This window comes from Billgrantia sp. NRB1, from assembly GCF_056921725.1.
Window position 1 is genome coordinate 2,382,153 of sequence record NZ_CM167783.1, and the last position, 13,710, is coordinate 2,395,862.

Annotated in this window: 16 protein-coding genes; 5 read left to right on the forward strand and 11 right to left on the reverse strand. The window is 61.9% G+C overall.

Annotated features, from left to right (window positions below):
- Positions 1-21: 21 nt before the first annotated feature.
- Together fliQ and fliR are read left to right on the forward strand one after the other, a co-directional pair.
- Positions 22-291, forward strand: a complete 270-nt coding sequence (gene fliQ, locus ACZIYR_RS10820; protein WP_238974858.1) for a flagellar biosynthesis protein FliQ — start codon at positions 22-24, stop codon at positions 289-291.
- Positions 292-298: 7 nt separating this feature from the next.
- Entirely contained in the window at positions 299-1,093 is a 795-nt protein-coding gene (gene fliR, locus ACZIYR_RS10825; RefSeq protein WP_473033794.1) for a flagellar biosynthetic protein FliR, read from the forward strand.
- A 104-nt stretch (positions 1,094-1,197) separates the two neighbouring features.
- On the opposite strand, the gene flgL is transcribed toward fliR, so the two are convergent.
- The 11 genes from flgL to flgB all read right to left on the reverse strand — a co-directional run bounded on the left by flgL (position 1,198) and on the right by flgB (position 11,934).
- Positions 1,198-2,490, reverse strand: a complete 1,293-nt coding sequence (flgL, locus tag ACZIYR_RS10830) for a flagellar hook-associated protein FlgL (protein WP_483526693.1) — start codon at positions 2,488-2,490, stop codon at positions 1,198-1,200.
- 20 nt (positions 2,491-2,510) lie between these two features.
- Entirely contained in the window at positions 2,511-4,406 is a 1,896-nt protein-coding gene (gene flgK / locus ACZIYR_RS10835) for a flagellar hook-associated protein FlgK (protein ID WP_483526694.1), read from the reverse strand.
- Positions 4,407-4,483: 77 nt separating this feature from the next.
- Complete coding sequence (gene flgJ / locus ACZIYR_RS10840; protein WP_483526695.1) at positions 4,484-5,572, reverse strand: flagellar assembly peptidoglycan hydrolase FlgJ; 1,089 nt, start codon at positions 5,570-5,572, stop codon at positions 4,484-4,486.
- The gene (locus tag ACZIYR_RS10845; RefSeq protein WP_483529071.1) at positions 5,572-6,654 is read right to left on the reverse strand and encodes a flagellar basal body P-ring protein FlgI; all 1,083 of its coding nucleotides are present in this window, start codon (positions 6,652-6,654) and stop codon (positions 5,572-5,574) included. The genes flgJ and ACZIYR_RS10845 overlap by 1 nt, the downstream gene beginning before the upstream one ends.
- Positions 6,655-6,725: 71 nt before the next feature.
- The gene (locus ACZIYR_RS10850) at positions 6,726-7,409 is read right to left on the reverse strand and encodes a flagellar basal body L-ring protein FlgH (RefSeq protein WP_483526696.1); all 684 of its coding nucleotides are present in this window, start codon (positions 7,407-7,409) and stop codon (positions 6,726-6,728) included.
- A 51-nt stretch (positions 7,410-7,460) separates the two neighbouring features.
- Positions 7,461-8,243 carry a flagellar basal-body rod protein FlgG gene (gene flgG / locus ACZIYR_RS10855; protein ID WP_483526697.1) on the reverse strand — a complete coding sequence of 261 codons (783 nt, stop codon included), beginning with the start codon at positions 8,241-8,243 and terminating at the stop codon, positions 7,461-7,463.
- Between the two features lie 41 nt (positions 8,244-8,284).
- Entirely contained in the window at positions 8,285-9,040 is a 756-nt protein-coding gene (locus ACZIYR_RS10860; protein ID WP_483526698.1) for a flagellar basal body rod protein FlgF, read from the reverse strand.
- A 71-nt stretch (positions 9,041-9,111) separates the two neighbouring features.
- Complete coding sequence (gene flgE / locus ACZIYR_RS10865; RefSeq protein ID WP_483526699.1) at positions 9,112-10,347, reverse strand: flagellar hook protein FlgE; 1,236 nt, start codon at positions 10,345-10,347, stop codon at positions 9,112-9,114.
- A gap of 39 nt (positions 10,348-10,386) precedes the next feature.
- Positions 10,387-11,079 (reverse strand): flagellar hook assembly protein FlgD, encoded by a 693-nt coding sequence (flgD, locus tag ACZIYR_RS10870; protein WP_483526700.1) that lies wholly within the window; start codon positions 11,077-11,079, stop codon positions 10,387-10,389.
- Positions 11,080-11,081: 2 nt separating this feature from the next.
- Positions 11,082-11,489, reverse strand: a complete 408-nt coding sequence (gene flgC / locus ACZIYR_RS10875; protein ID WP_483526701.1) for a flagellar basal body rod protein FlgC — start codon at positions 11,487-11,489, stop codon at positions 11,082-11,084.
- 31 nt (positions 11,490-11,520) lie between these two features.
- Positions 11,521-11,934, reverse strand: coding sequence for a flagellar basal body rod protein FlgB (gene flgB, locus ACZIYR_RS10880; RefSeq protein ID WP_483526702.1), 414 nt, complete (start codon positions 11,932-11,934; stop codon positions 11,521-11,523).
- A 196-nt stretch (positions 11,935-12,130) separates the two neighbouring features.
- Here flgB and flgA point away from each other — a divergent pair, with 196 nt between their 5' ends.
- The 3 genes from flgA (at position 12,131) to ACZIYR_RS10895 (ending at position 13,704) form a co-directional block, all read left to right on the forward strand.
- Positions 12,131-12,841: a flagellar basal body P-ring formation chaperone FlgA gene (gene flgA, locus ACZIYR_RS10885; protein WP_483526703.1), complete on the forward strand. Its 711-nt coding sequence runs from the start codon at positions 12,131-12,133 to the stop codon at positions 12,839-12,841.
- A 129-nt stretch (positions 12,842-12,970) separates the two neighbouring features.
- Positions 12,971-13,258: a flagellar biosynthesis anti-sigma factor FlgM gene (flgM, locus tag ACZIYR_RS10890; protein WP_483526704.1), complete on the forward strand. Its 288-nt coding sequence runs from the start codon at positions 12,971-12,973 to the stop codon at positions 13,256-13,258.
- The gene (locus ACZIYR_RS10895; protein WP_473033810.1) at positions 13,255-13,704 is read left to right on the forward strand and encodes a flagella synthesis protein FlgN; all 450 of its coding nucleotides are present in this window, start codon (positions 13,255-13,257) and stop codon (positions 13,702-13,704) included. The genes flgM and ACZIYR_RS10895 overlap by 4 nt, the downstream gene beginning before the upstream one ends.
- Positions 13,705-13,710 lie beyond the last annotated feature (6 nt).

Sequence of the window (13,710 nt, forward strand, 5' to 3'; positions counted from 1 at the left end):
CGCCTCGGCAAGGAGTGACAGATGACACCGGAAATGGTCATGGGCATCGCTTACCAGGGCATGCGCGTCACCCTCTTCCTGGCTGGCCCCCTGCTGATCACCGCTCTGCTGACCGGGCTGACCGTCAGCCTGTTTCAGGCCGCCACGCAGATCAACGAGATGACGCTCTCCTTCATTCCCAAGATCCTGGGCGTGTTTACCGTACTGGTGTTTGCCGGCCCCTGGCTGCTGAAGCTCATCACCGACTTCACCCGTAATCTCTTCTCCAACATTCCCAACATGTTGATGTGAGCCAACCATGGTCGAGGTGACCTTTGCCCAGCTGCACGGCTGGCTAGTCGCGCTACTGTGGCCCTTCATGCGCATCACCTCCTTCCTGGTTGCCTCGCCGCTATGGGGGCATTCCAGCGTGCCCAATCAGGCCAAGATCGGTCTGGCCTTGCTGATTACGATGGTTGTCGCCCCGGTGCTGCCTCCCATGCCCGACGTGCCAATCGTCTCCTGGGCCGGCTTCGGGCTGGTCGTAGAGCAGATGTTGATCGGTGTCGCGATCGGGCTGGTGATGCATGTCGTCTTTGCCGTGGTGCAGGCTGCCGGCGAGTTCATCGGGCTGCAAATGGGCCTCGCATTCGCCACCTTCTTCGATTCCGGCAGCGGCACCAACACCGCCATTCTGTCGCGGATTTTCTTCATGATCACGCTACTGATGTTTCTTGCGCTGGGCGGCCACCTGATGGTGCTGGAAGCGCTGGTGATGAGCTTCTATAGCCTTCCCATTGGCGTAGGCAGCTTCAACCCGGCCGCCTTCGAGATGCTGGTTCGTTACGGTGGCACCATCTTCGTGTCTGGCATGTCGCTAGCGCTGCCCCTGGTCGGCTCGCTGCTGATCATCAACCTCGCCTTGGGCATCCTCAACCGGTCGGCGCCGCAGCTCACTGTCTTCAATATCGGCTTTCCTACCTCGCTGACCGTCGGCATCTTTCTGCTGGGAGTCCTGATGACCGATATGGGCCGCTTCCTGCAGCGCTTATTCAGTAACGGGCTGAACTTCATGCACCAGCTGATCGAGATGCTGGCCCCGCTCGCTAGCTGATCGCCGTCAAAAAAAACCGCCCTGGCAAGCCGGGGCGGGACAAGGGCCCTGGTCATACCAGGGCCGGCAGGGAACAGAAATATCAGAAGTTTAGCGACAGCCCATCACATAAAGTTGAACAGCGACATGCCTTTGACATCGACGAAGGCCTTCTGGGCGGCCTGGAGTCCCAACTGACGAAGACTATATTCAGAGATGGCTTCGTTGTAGTCGAGGTCGACCAGGTCGGAAAGCGTCTTCTCATAGCTCAGCATGCGGTTGCTGCCGACCGCGTCGACCACGTCCAGCTCATTGAGCCGCGCCCCCATGGAGGCCCGCACGGTCAGCACATTATCGAGGCTGTTGTCGAGCTCACGCATCACGCTGTTGATGGTGTTGCGAAAGTGCGCTTTGTTCTCCTCGGTACCAGCCTGATCCATCTCGAGCACGTCGATGGCATCTTTCAGCGACTTGAAGAGGTCCTGATTGGCAGCCTCGGCGTTGGCCGGACGCAGCTGGATTTGATCTCCCTCTTCAGGCTCGCCCCGGAGGGTGATGCTGACGCCACCGAAGCTTATGGTTTCTCCAGGCGTATAGACCTCGTCAAATAAATCATCGGTGGGGTTACTCGGATCAGCGACACGGACCCGCATGTCTCCACCCTCTTCTTCGAATCGGAGGGTTAGATTCTCACCGAATGCCGGGTCATTCGGATCAACGCGGCTGGGGCCACTAAAAGTGACCGAACCCGCGTTGGCAAAAAAGCCCTTGTTTGCCTGCACCCCCAGCGTATTACCACTGCCGGGATCGTCCTCGCGCTCGGCCCGGGCCACATAGCCAGCCCCAGACGGCACGCCCTGGAAGATGGTTTGGCCGTTGTCGGCCACCGGCATCTGACGCGAGGCATCGATACGCTGTTCTCTTGCCTTGTCATCGCCCACGTAGTTCACGCCGGAGACGCCATCGCCAGTGGTACGGGCAAAGGGAGGAGAGTCATCCTGGTAACCGCCGAACAGGTAGCGGCCGTTGCCGTCGGTGGCGTTGGCCTGCCCGATCAGCGTTTCGTAGATACCGCGCAGCTCGGCGGCCTCCGACTGCCGATCGACGTCGCTGAGCGTATCGCTGGACACCTTGATCATCAGCGTCTTGGCACTGGTGATAGCGTCGGCGGTACTGTTGAGCACGCTCTCCGACTGCGCCAGCGTGTTGCGCGCGCTCACCCGCGCATCGGCGTACTGCTGGGTCACCGCCTTGGCCTGGGACACCCCCACCGCACGGGACGCCGCCTGGGGATCATCCGAGGGATTGACCACCCGGCTGCCGGTGGCAATCTGCTGATTGATCTTGAGGAAGTCGCCCTGCTGGCGATTCATGGATGTCATGCTCTGTTCGAACATGGTCACGGTGCTGATACGCATCGCTCGAGACTCCCTTCTGGTCAGTTACGCAGCCCAAGGATGGTATCGAAGATGTTCGATGCGGTGTCGATCACCCGGGCATTAGCCATATAGAACTGCTGGTAGCGAATCAGGTTGGCGGCTTCCTCATCGAGATTGACGCCAGATTCCGACTGCTGCACCGCCTTCAACTGCTCGGTCAGTCCCTGCCGCGCCTCCAGGTTCACCTGCACCACATTGGTCCGGTTGCCTACGTCGCTGACCATACTGGCATAGGCCTGGTTGAGCGAGGCGCCGCCACCCACCAGTTCGCTATCCTGCAGCCCCTGCAGGGCCAGGGCATTGCGGTTATCACCCGTGCCCGATGCCGCACGATCTATCGTCATTTCCTGTCCCGGGCTCAGCTCTTCCCCCAGGAACAGCGTAATGCCGTCGAAGGCAATATCATCGCCAGGCTCGACACCGTCATAGTCAGTTTCGTTCCCATCACTGTCGGTGACTGTAATGTTAAAGGTGCCATCCCCATTGTCTTGAGTCACCTCAACATTCCACGGCAGGTCCTCCGACGCCAGCGCGCCACTGTCAGCGCGCAACCCCGCCACCGGTAGATCGCCTGTAGTGTCAACCAGGCTGCCTGCCGCAATCTTGTCCAGATCGCCGATCATGCTTTCCAGATTGGCCCCGACCCGCCTGACCGGCTGCACCTCGAAGCGGTCGCCTTCCTCTGCGTCTCCCGAGAATTCAAGCTGAACGCCACCGAAGGTCAGCGTCTCTGAGTCCGAGTCGAAGGTCGCCTCGACGACTTCACCGGTATCCTTGCGGATCACCTCGAAGTGGGCGTCTTCGTCGGGGTCATCTTGCAAAATACGCACCGTGTAATCCGCAGCACGCAGCTCACCGAGGCCGTTGGGATCGAAGCTGGCCGAGACGCTGGCATCCCCCGTGTTGCGATCGTTGGCATAGACCACGGGGTCACCAAAGGCGAACAGGTCTCCGCCCTGCTCGCCGTTGAGATCCACCCCCAGGCGATGCTGCTCATTGAAGCCCGCGGCAAGCGAAACGGCCAACTGTCCCAGCTGGTTTTGCGCCTTGTCGAGCGACTCCGCCCGGAAGGACATCAGCCCGCCCAGGGTACCACCTGTCACGGTGTCTTCCGGCAACGCCTGCAGATTGCCACCGGAATCCCGATATCCCAGCACGGTGCGCTGAGGGTCGCTGGGGGCATCCATGACTTCGAGCTTGTAGGCTTGCGTGCCGGATACCAGCGGCTGGCCGTTGGGGAGGCTGACCTGGTACGTCTTGCCGTCCTGAACGTTGACGCGCACATCCATCCGCTCGCTCAGCTCATGAACCAGCCGGTCGCGCTGGTTGAGCAGGCCGTTGGGCGCCTCGCCGTGACGCGCCCTGGCCAGGGCAATTTCTCGGTTCAAATTGGCCAGCTGTTCGGTGGTGTTGTTGATCTGCACCACTTCATCACGAATCTGGCCGTTGAGCCCTTCCTGCATATCCTGCAGGTAGCTATCGAAGGCCCGGAACTGAGCGGACAAGGTGTCGGCGGTTCCCAGCACGCCTTGCCGAGCAGCGGGGTCCGAGGGAGCGCCGGCCAGATCTTCGAGCGACGAGAAGAAGTTCTGCATTAGCGGCGCCAGGCCGGCGTCGCGGTCGGCGAGCAGGTTGTCAATCTGGTTGATCTGGCCCTCATACGCCGCCAGCGCCTTGGAGCTGCTGGTGGCGGCGTTCAGCTGTGTGGCCACGTACTGATTGAACTGACGCTCGATGTCGTTGACGCGAACGCCGCCATCGCCTCGCCCCTCACCCAGGATCGTGAGTTCGCGGTTGTAGCCCGGCGTGTAGACGTTGCTGATGTTGTTACTGGTGGTGTTCAGGGCATTCTGGGCGGCATTGAGGCCGCTCAGGCCGATGGAAAACATGCTCATGGTGTCGTTCCCTTTCGCCAATGGTTAGTTCATCGGCCCAGATGCCAAGAACTTTAGAGACTCTGAACAGATTTCCCTCAGTAGCGCAGGAACACTAATGAATCACTGCCTGAGTCCACCGGCCCCATACTATTCATCACTGCGATGAGCTTGTTGGCATAGGCCGGGTCGGTGGCATAGCCGCCGGCCTGCAGCTCATGGGCGGCCTGCTCGGCGCTGCCGGCGGTGGTCACCGCCGCATAGCGGGGGTTGTCACCGATCAGCCGCGCATAGTCGGTGAAGGCCTCCTCAAAGGAGTCGTAGACACGAAAGGTGTCGACGAGCCGCGTCCGCTGACCATTGAGGTATTCATGGGTCACCACGTCGGTGGTCTTGCCCTGCCAGCTGCTGCCGGCCTTGATGCCAAACAGGTTATGGCTGTTGCCACCGTCCTGGGTGGCGATCTCGTGGCGGCCCCAGCCAGTTTCCAGGGCGGCCTGGGCCAGGATCAGCTCGGCCGGCACGCCGGTGCGCCGACTGGCGGTCTGAGCCGGTTCTGCCAAACGATCCAAGAAGCGCTCAATATGGTCATGACGTGCTCCCTCCGACGGGCTCGAGGCCTTTGCCTTCACCGCCGCTCTAACATCGCCATTCGGTGGCGCTGAACCGGCCGGCAGTTCGGCCATGAAATCGCTGCCTCCCCTTCCCGATACCAGCCCATCGAGGAAGCTTGCAGGCATCTCGACACCGGTCGAGTCAGAATCCTGTTGTGTCACCTCCTCCGGCTGCAGCGCATCCTTCAGCACCCTGGGAGTACCGCGGGGAATACCGGCAATCAGCTCGTTGAGTTCGCTGTCGGCACTCATCGTTTGACGAGACGGCACCGCCCCCTGGCGTTCAAGCTGTGCCACCAGGTGATCGGCAAGACCAACGCCGCGACCGGCCATGGTCTGCGCCCACTGCTGATCGAGCAGCGACTGATAGAACTCCGTCTGCTGGCTGTCGAGCAGGCCGGTGGTCGGGATGGCGTCACGCATGCTCTTGAGCATCTTCTGCACGAACAGCGCCTCGAACTGCTGCGCAGCTTCCTGCACGCCAGCCGAAGGGTCCTGCCGCGCCGTGTGCTTGAGTCGCTGCAGACCCTGCATGTCGAGGGCGAACTGACTGCCGAAGTCCTGAACGCTCATCAGATGATCTCCAACTCGGCGCGAAGCGAGCCGGCGGCCTTGAGCGCTTCAAGAATCGCCATCAGGTCGCTGGGCGTGGCGCCCAGGGCGTTGAGCGCATTCACCACGTCAACTAGGTCGGCCCCTTCCACCATTCGCAGGAAGGCATCCTGCTCCTGAATCTCGATCTCGGTATCCGGCACCACCACGGTTTCGCCATCGCCGAAGGGTGGTGGCTGGCTAACCAGAAACCGGGTATCGATGACGATGGAGAGGTTGCCATGGGCTACCGCCGCCCGGCGCAGGGTCACGGCGCTGTTCATGACCACCGAACCGGTACGGGCATTGAACACCACCTTGGCGGGCGCCTCGGTGGGGGTCACCCGAATGTTTTCCACCTGGGCCATGAAGTTGACCCGAGCGTTGTCGGTAGCCGGCCCTTCCAGGGTGATCACCCGGGCATTGCGTGCGGCTGCCACGGGCCTGCCGAACTCCTGGTTGATAGCAGTCACCACGCGCTGAGCCGTGCCGAAGTCAGACTCCTTGAGCTCGAGCTCGAGAAAGCCGCCGTTGGCGCCCAGGTCCAGCGGGACCTCGCGCTCCACCATGGCCCCACCGGCGATTCGACCGCCCGCCTGCTGATTGATCTGCACCGCGGCACCACCCGCCTCAGCACCAGCGCCGGCCACCAGCAGATTGCCCTGGGCGATGGCATAGGTATCACCGTCGGCCCCCTTGAGCGGCGTCATCAGCAGGGTGCCGCCGCGCAGGCTGCGCGCATTACCGATGGAGGAGACATTGATATCGAGACGTTGGCCGGGGCGCGAGAACGGCGGCAGGTCGGCGGTGACCATGACGGCCGCGACGTTACGAAGCTGCATGTTGGTGCCCGGCGGCACGGTGATGCCGAGCTGCGACAGCATGTTGGTGAGGCTCTGGCCGGTAAACGGCGCCTGCATGGTCTGGTCGCCGGTGCCGTCCAACCCCACCACCAGGCCATAGCCCACCAGCACGTTGTCGCGCACGCCGGCAAAGTTGGCAATCTCGCGGATACGCTCGGCCTGCGCGGGCAGCGTCAGCAAACAGCCCACCATCAGCACCATGGCGATGCTGAACTGCCTGACGGTGAAACACTTGGGGAACTTCATGCGGACGCCTCGGTAACCATCGAACATCAATAGGGCGATACATTAAGGAAGAAACGCTGCAGCCAGCCCATGTGCTGCGCCTCGTTGATATAGCCGTCTCCCACGTACTCGATGCGCGCATCGGCCACTGCCGTAGAGGGAACGGTGTTCTGCCCGGTAATAGTGCGCGGGTTGACCACACCGGAGAAGCGTATGAACTCGACCCCCTGATTGATGGCGATCTGCTTCTCACCCCGCACCCGCAGGTTGCCGTTGTGCATCACCTCGAGCACCGACACGGTGATGGTACCCGTCAGGGTGTTGTTCGCCTGGGAGCTCCCCCCGCCGGAGAAGACATTCTCACCGGAGATGTCGAACCCGAGGTCCTCCAGGAAGTCAATTGCCTCAGGGATTTGCGCGATATCGAGACTGCCCGAGCCGCTGCGGTTTGCGCTACTCTGCGAGTTCTTGCTGGCGCTGACTTCTTCATCCAGCACGATAGTGAGGATATCGCCTACCATCCGCGGACGGCGATCCTCGAACAGCGGCTGTGAGCCACGATGGGCCTGATAGATCGACCCGTTGGCCTGGCGAGGGGGCGGCTCGGCAATGCGAATCTGCTCCTGCTCCCCTACCACGGAGGCGCGCGGGATCTGCGCACAGCCACTCACGACCAGCAGCGCCAGAATGACCGCGCCCCACCTTACTATCACGCTACCTGCCACGTTCATGCTCTCTCACTTGCTCACCCTATCGCCGGGAGCGATGTTTCAACGCGCCGATCAGAGCTGGCTCAGCCTGGCCAGCATCTCGTCGCTGGTCTGCACGGCTCGACTGTTGATCTCGTAGGCCCGCTGGGTCTGAATCATGCTGACCATCTCCTCCACCACGTTGACGTTGGAGGTCTCAACATAGCCCTGCATGAGCCGACCCGCGCCGTCCATGCCGGGAACCACCTGATTGGCCACCCCTGAGGAAGTGGTTTCCTTGAAGAGATTGCCGCCGATGGACTCCAGGCCCGTCGGGTTGATGAAGGTGGTCAGGTTGATCTGCCCGATGTCCTGCGCTTGCGTATCGCCAGGCTGGGTAATCGAGACCGTGCCATCTTCCCCAACGGTCACCGAAAGCGCCGTTTCCGGGATGAAGATGGCTGGCTCCAGGGGGTAGCCGTTGGCGGTCACCATCTGACCGTTTTCGTCGATCTGGAAGTTACCGTCACGGGTATAGGCGGAGGTGCCATCTGGCATCTGGATCTCGAAGAAGCCGTTGCCGTTGATCGCCAGGTCGCGGGAGTTCTGGGTACCCTCGAGGTTGCCTTGGGTGTGCAGACGCTCGGTGGCCACAGGGCGCACGCCGGTGCCCACCTGCATGCCCGAGGGCAGACGGTTCAGAGCATCGTTCTGAGCGCCTGGCTGTCGCATGTTCTGATAGAGCAGGTCTTCGAACACGGCGCGGCTGCGCTTGAAGCCGTTGGTACTGACGTTGGCCAGGTTGTTGGAGATCACGTCCAGCTTGACCTGCTGGGACTCTAGGCCGGTCTTGGCCGTCCAAAGGGATTTGATCATGTCATGATTCCTTGTCTATCAGCTGGTCTGCTCTCCGGCCATCAGCCCTGGATCGACAGCAGGTTGTTGGCGCGCTGGGCGTTCTCATCGGCGGTGCTAATCACCTTCATCTGCATCTCGTAGCGGCGAGCCACGTCGATCATCGATACCATGGCCTCGATGGCGCCGACGTTACTGCCTTCGAGCACGCCGGTCGCCAAGCGGGCGTCTTCATCGGCGGCCAGCGCCAGCACATTGCCTTCTTCATCCGGCACCTGACGGAAGAGGCCGTCGTCCCCGCGCAGCAGGTCCGCCTGCGGGGTGACCAGCTTGAGCTGGCCGATATCGGCCAGTGCCTCCGGCCCTTCGCCCTCGCCGATGGCGCTCAGGGTGCCATCAGCCCCCAGGTAGAGCTGTGAGCCGGGGGGGATCTGAATGGGGCCGCCGTCACCCATCACCGGGCGGCCGGCCACTGTCAGTACGCCGTCGCCAGCCACCTGTAGGTCACCGCGTCGCGTATAGGCCTCGCCGCCATCGTCGGTCTGCACCGCCAGCCAGGCGTTGCCCTGCATAGCCACGTCCAGCTCTCGGCCGGTGGCATTCATGGGGCCCGGTGCAAAGTCGCTACCCGGCGTAGTGGCTGCCACGGAGACCCGAGTGGGCAGCGCGCCGTCGCCCTGCACCGGCACGGCACGCATGGCCTGCAGCTGGGCGCGAAACCCGGCAGTGTCGAGGTTGGACAGGTTGTGGCTGACCACCGCCTGCTGATCCATGCTCTGCTTGGCACCGCTCATGGCGGTGTAGAGAATGCGATCCATCGTGTCCCTTTCCTGTCAGCTCCCGCTGCCACCGAGAGGTCTCCCGGCAGCAGCGGCGGTATGCGAGTCGATTAGAGCTGGATGACCGTCTGCAGCAGCTCGTCCTGGGTGCTGATGGTCTGGGAGTTGGCCTGGAAGGCTCGCTGAGCCACGATCATGTCCACCAGCTCACGGGCCATGTCCACGTTGGACGTCTCCACGGCGCTGGACACGATCTGACCGAGCTGCCCGGTGCCCGGGGCGCCGACCACTTCCTGACCGGAGGCCTGGGTCGCCGACCAGAGGTTGTCGCCAACGGCATTCAGGCCTTCCGGGTTGCGGAAGTTGGCCAGGGCCACCTGACCGGCCGCCAGCGACTGCTCGTTGGCGTAGTTGCGCATGATGGTGCCGTCATCCTCGATGGTGATGCCCACCAGCGCACCGGAGGTGTAGCCGTCCTGAGTTGCGGACGTTACAGCGGAGTCGTTACCAAACTGTGTGGCGGCGGTCAGGTCGATATTGAACTCGAGTTCAGCATTGTCTCCATTTTCATCGACACCCGGGAGGCCATCAAAATCAACCCCATATGGGCCACCACTACCAGCAATCAACCGGCCGGAGTTATCGAACTCTAAATCATCTGTTACTTGCTCAATATCTCCATCACCGATGCGTGCATTCACTTCCCATTGATCATTGCCACCAGAGCCACCATCCACCCTTTTCGTGAAGTAGAGTGACATACTTTGAGGATTGCCCAGTGAGTCGAATACCGTAGCATTGGTCACGTAGTGATAGGTGTCCGAGTCATCCGGATCAAAAGCCGTGCCTGCATCAATCGCTTCTTCTCCAGCATTCAGGTTCATCTCCAGGTCGAGGCCGGTCGTCTGCTGAGCCGGCAGTTCGCCGGTGGGGACATTCAGCGGCACCGGCGCACCGCCGGCCTGAACGTTGCCGTTAGCATCGGCCTGGTAGCCCATGATCCTGGCGCCCTGGGCGTTGATCAGATCGCCCTCGGCGGTCATGGTCAACTGGCCGTTGCGCGAATAGGCCACCTCTCCGGTGGGCTGCTGATAGCGAAAGAAGCCATCGCCACCGATGGCGAGATCCAAGTTACGGTTGGTAGATTCCACATTGCCCGAACTGAAGTTCTGGGTCACGCTCGAGACGCGGGTGCCCAAACCGATACTTGAGTTGGCGAATACGTCGGCAAACTGTACGCCGGAACTCTTGAAGCCCACGGTTTGCGAGTTGGCAATATTGTTACCAATGGCACCCAGCTTCTGCTGTTGTGCATTAAGGCCTGAAAGCGCCTGTGAGAAACTCATAACGTTATCCCCGTTGTTCCCTGCTGCGTGTGCGCTGCGTTACAGAATCTGCTTGATGTCGTTAAGGCCGACCTGACCATAGATGGCGCCAAGATCCAGGCGCACGTTGCCGTTACCATCCTTCGGCGTCACGCCGCCGACCATGGCGTAGTTCAGCGCCTGGGCGCTGACGGCATCACCGTCGGCATCGGTGGCCTCCAGCCTGACGCGATACGCGCCGGGGGCGGCAACATCACCCTCGGACGTCTTGCCATCCCACTGGAACGACTCGACGCCTGCCTGCACCGAACCGATGTCGTAGCGGCTGACCACTTGGCCGCTAGCGTTGGTGATGGTCACCCGCACGTTATCGGCGGGGTCATTGAGCTCGATACCGAAGGGCGTGGTGTGGGCATGCCCCTCTTCGGACTGTTCCAACACGACTCGGTCGCCCGGCACCATCACGCCTTGGCCGATCAGCGCGCTTGCCTGCATGGCCTGGTTGGCGTCCAGCTGCTCAGTAATGCCTGACAGGGTGTCGTTGAGCTGCTCGATACCGCTAAGCGTATTGATCTGAGCCAACTGGCTAGTGAGTTCGTTGTTCTCCAGCGGATTCAGGGGGTCCTGATTTTCCAGCTGGGTGATCAGAAGCGTCATGAAGCTCTCGCGCAGCTCGTCGGACTGACTCTGACTCAGCTTGGCTCCGCCGCCGTTGATATTGGCCAGCGCTGAGGTATCAATGCCTCCCATCATGGTCAGCCCTCCCCTAACGTCAGCGTCTTGAGCATCATCTGCTTGCTGGTGTTCATGACCTCCACGTTGGCCTGGTAGGAGCGGGAGGCAGAAATCATGTTGACCATTTCATGCACCGGCTCGACGTTGGGCATGGTCACATAGCCCTCTTCGTTGGCGAGCGGGTGCCCGGGGCGATACTCCATGCGCATCGGCGAAGGGTCCTCGACGACCTCGCGCACGCCAACGCCGCCGACGCCGCTATTCCCGTGGAGCCGCGATTCGAACATGACCTGCTTGGCGCGGTAGGCCTCACCGTCCGGGCCGGCCACACTGTCGGCGTTGGCCAGGTTGCTGGCGGTGACGTTCATGCGCTGCGACTGGGCACTCATGGCCGAGCCGGAGATATCGAAAACAGAAAACATCGACATGTAGATTCTCTCTTTGATGACTCGCCCACGATCACTCGGGCTGCATGGCGCTCTTGAGACCCTGGATACGGCTGTTGAGGATGGTCAGTGCCGCCTGGTAGCGCACCGCGTTATCGGCGAACTGGGTACGCTCGCGATCCATGTCCACCGTATTGCCGTCCAGGCTCGGCTGATCCGGGACGCGGTAGAGCAGATCTCGATTCAAGGGGGCGAGCCCCTCACCGGCCAGGTGACGCTCGCTGGTCCGCGCCAGGGAAAGCCCGCTGCCGGCACCTCGACCATGCTCCACCGCTTTCTTCAGCTCGCTGGCAAAGTCCATGTCGCGCGCTTTGAAATTCGGCGTATCGGCATTGGCGATATTGCTCGCCAGCACCTGGTGGCGCTCCTGGCGAAGCCCCAGCGCCTGCTGGTGGTAGTTGAAGGCGGACTCGAGCTGATCGATCATCCCGGCATTCCCCGTGTGCAGAGCCTAGAAAGCGTATGCGGAACTTGCTGAGGCTGAAGAGTAACCAAGCAGGCGTCACCCCAAAGGCACGAACAGGCTGGTTTTACGCGGCCATTTCGCACCATTCGTGCATCAGCGTCGGGATAGAATCGCTGCAAGTGCCATTTCTTGCCCATGCGGCAGCCAGCGAAACCTCATGACCGACACTCACGCTCCCAAGCGCCTTGCCAAACATCTCAGCGGCTGGCTACTGATCATCGCCATGGCACTGCCCGCGATGGCCATGTCAGATGATGACGCCGCCCTGCTACAGGCAGTACACGGCTTCCTTCACGAGCAGGCCCGGGCTCTGGGTGACGAAATCATCGTCGAGCTTCACCCTCCCTCGGCCAGGCTGCCTGCTTGCGAGTCGCCGGACCCCTTCTTGCCCCGCGAGGGAGCGCTGCCGCTGGGGCGCGTCTCGGTGGGCGTTCGCTGCGGCAGCGACGGTAGACAGGTGCGCTATCTCCAAGCCGATATCGGCGTGATCGGTCGCTACCCGGTGCTCAACCGCTCGCTTTCCGCTGGCGAAAACGTCCAAACGGGTGACCTGGAAGAGCGCGAGGGCAATCTGGCCGACCTGCCCAGTCGCACGGTGATGGATGCCGAAGCGCTCATCGGCCAGCAGGCGACCCGCTCCGTGAGGGCTGGAGAACCGCTGCAGGAGCACCAGTTCCGCGCCCTGCCACTGGTAGAGCGCAACCAGCGGGTCTCGATCGAGGCGCACGGCTCAGGCTTTCGCATCGCCCGAGAGGGCCAGGCCCTGGAGCCCGGCGGAATCGGTGACAAAGTTCGAGTCAGACTGAGCTCACGGGAGGTCATTACCGCGGAAGTCATCGGTGACGCCACCCTGATCGTGGACTTTTAGGACCAACTGCGGCACGCTTTAAGGGTGCGCCGTGCGCGCCCTCGCTAGCCGTGCCTAACGACTCTTTTCCCTAAAGTTCTGCCGCAGCCAGCCGATAGCGTGAGAAAGCACCGGTCATGAGGCCCCATCGTGAAGATCAACAGCCACAACCCCCTATCTCGCCCCGCGCCGACAACGCCGCGCGAGGAGGCTTCCAAGACGCGCGAAGGCGATCGTCCGAATCAGCCTGAAAGCACCACGGCGGCCAAGACCCACCTTAGCCAGGCCGGCACCGACGCGTCACGCGATATCGATACCGCCAAGGTCGAGGAGATTCGCGAGGCCATTCGCGAGGGGCGCCTTGAGATTCGGCCCGAGCGCATCGCCGATGGCCTGATCAAATCCCTGCAGCAAACTTCTGGCAGCGACAACCCATGAGCCTCAGCCAACTGCTCGCCGAACAGCGGCAACGCCTTGATTCACTGATCGCGCTCCTTGAGCAGGAACGCGAACTACTGGCTGCCGCCGACATCGACGGCCGACGCCTGGCTACCATCGCCGAAGAAAAGGGGCAGTGCCTCGAACAGCTGGAAGCAACGGAGTCCCTGCGACAATCCGTGCAGCGTCGCCTCGGCTACACAGAGGGTCTGGAAGGTGCCAACCAGGCCGCCCGAGACGCCAACTGCCAGGACGCCTGGGAGCAAACCCTGGAACATACTCGCAAGGCGCATCGCCTCAACACGCTCAATGGACAGCTGGTCAGCCTTCGCATGAGCCAGAACAAGCGTTTGCTGGACTTCATCCATGACGCGGCAGAAAAGACCGTCTATCGCGCCAGCGGCCGAGTTGCCGCCCAGCCCGGGCGCCTCAACACTTCGGTCTGAGCCCCA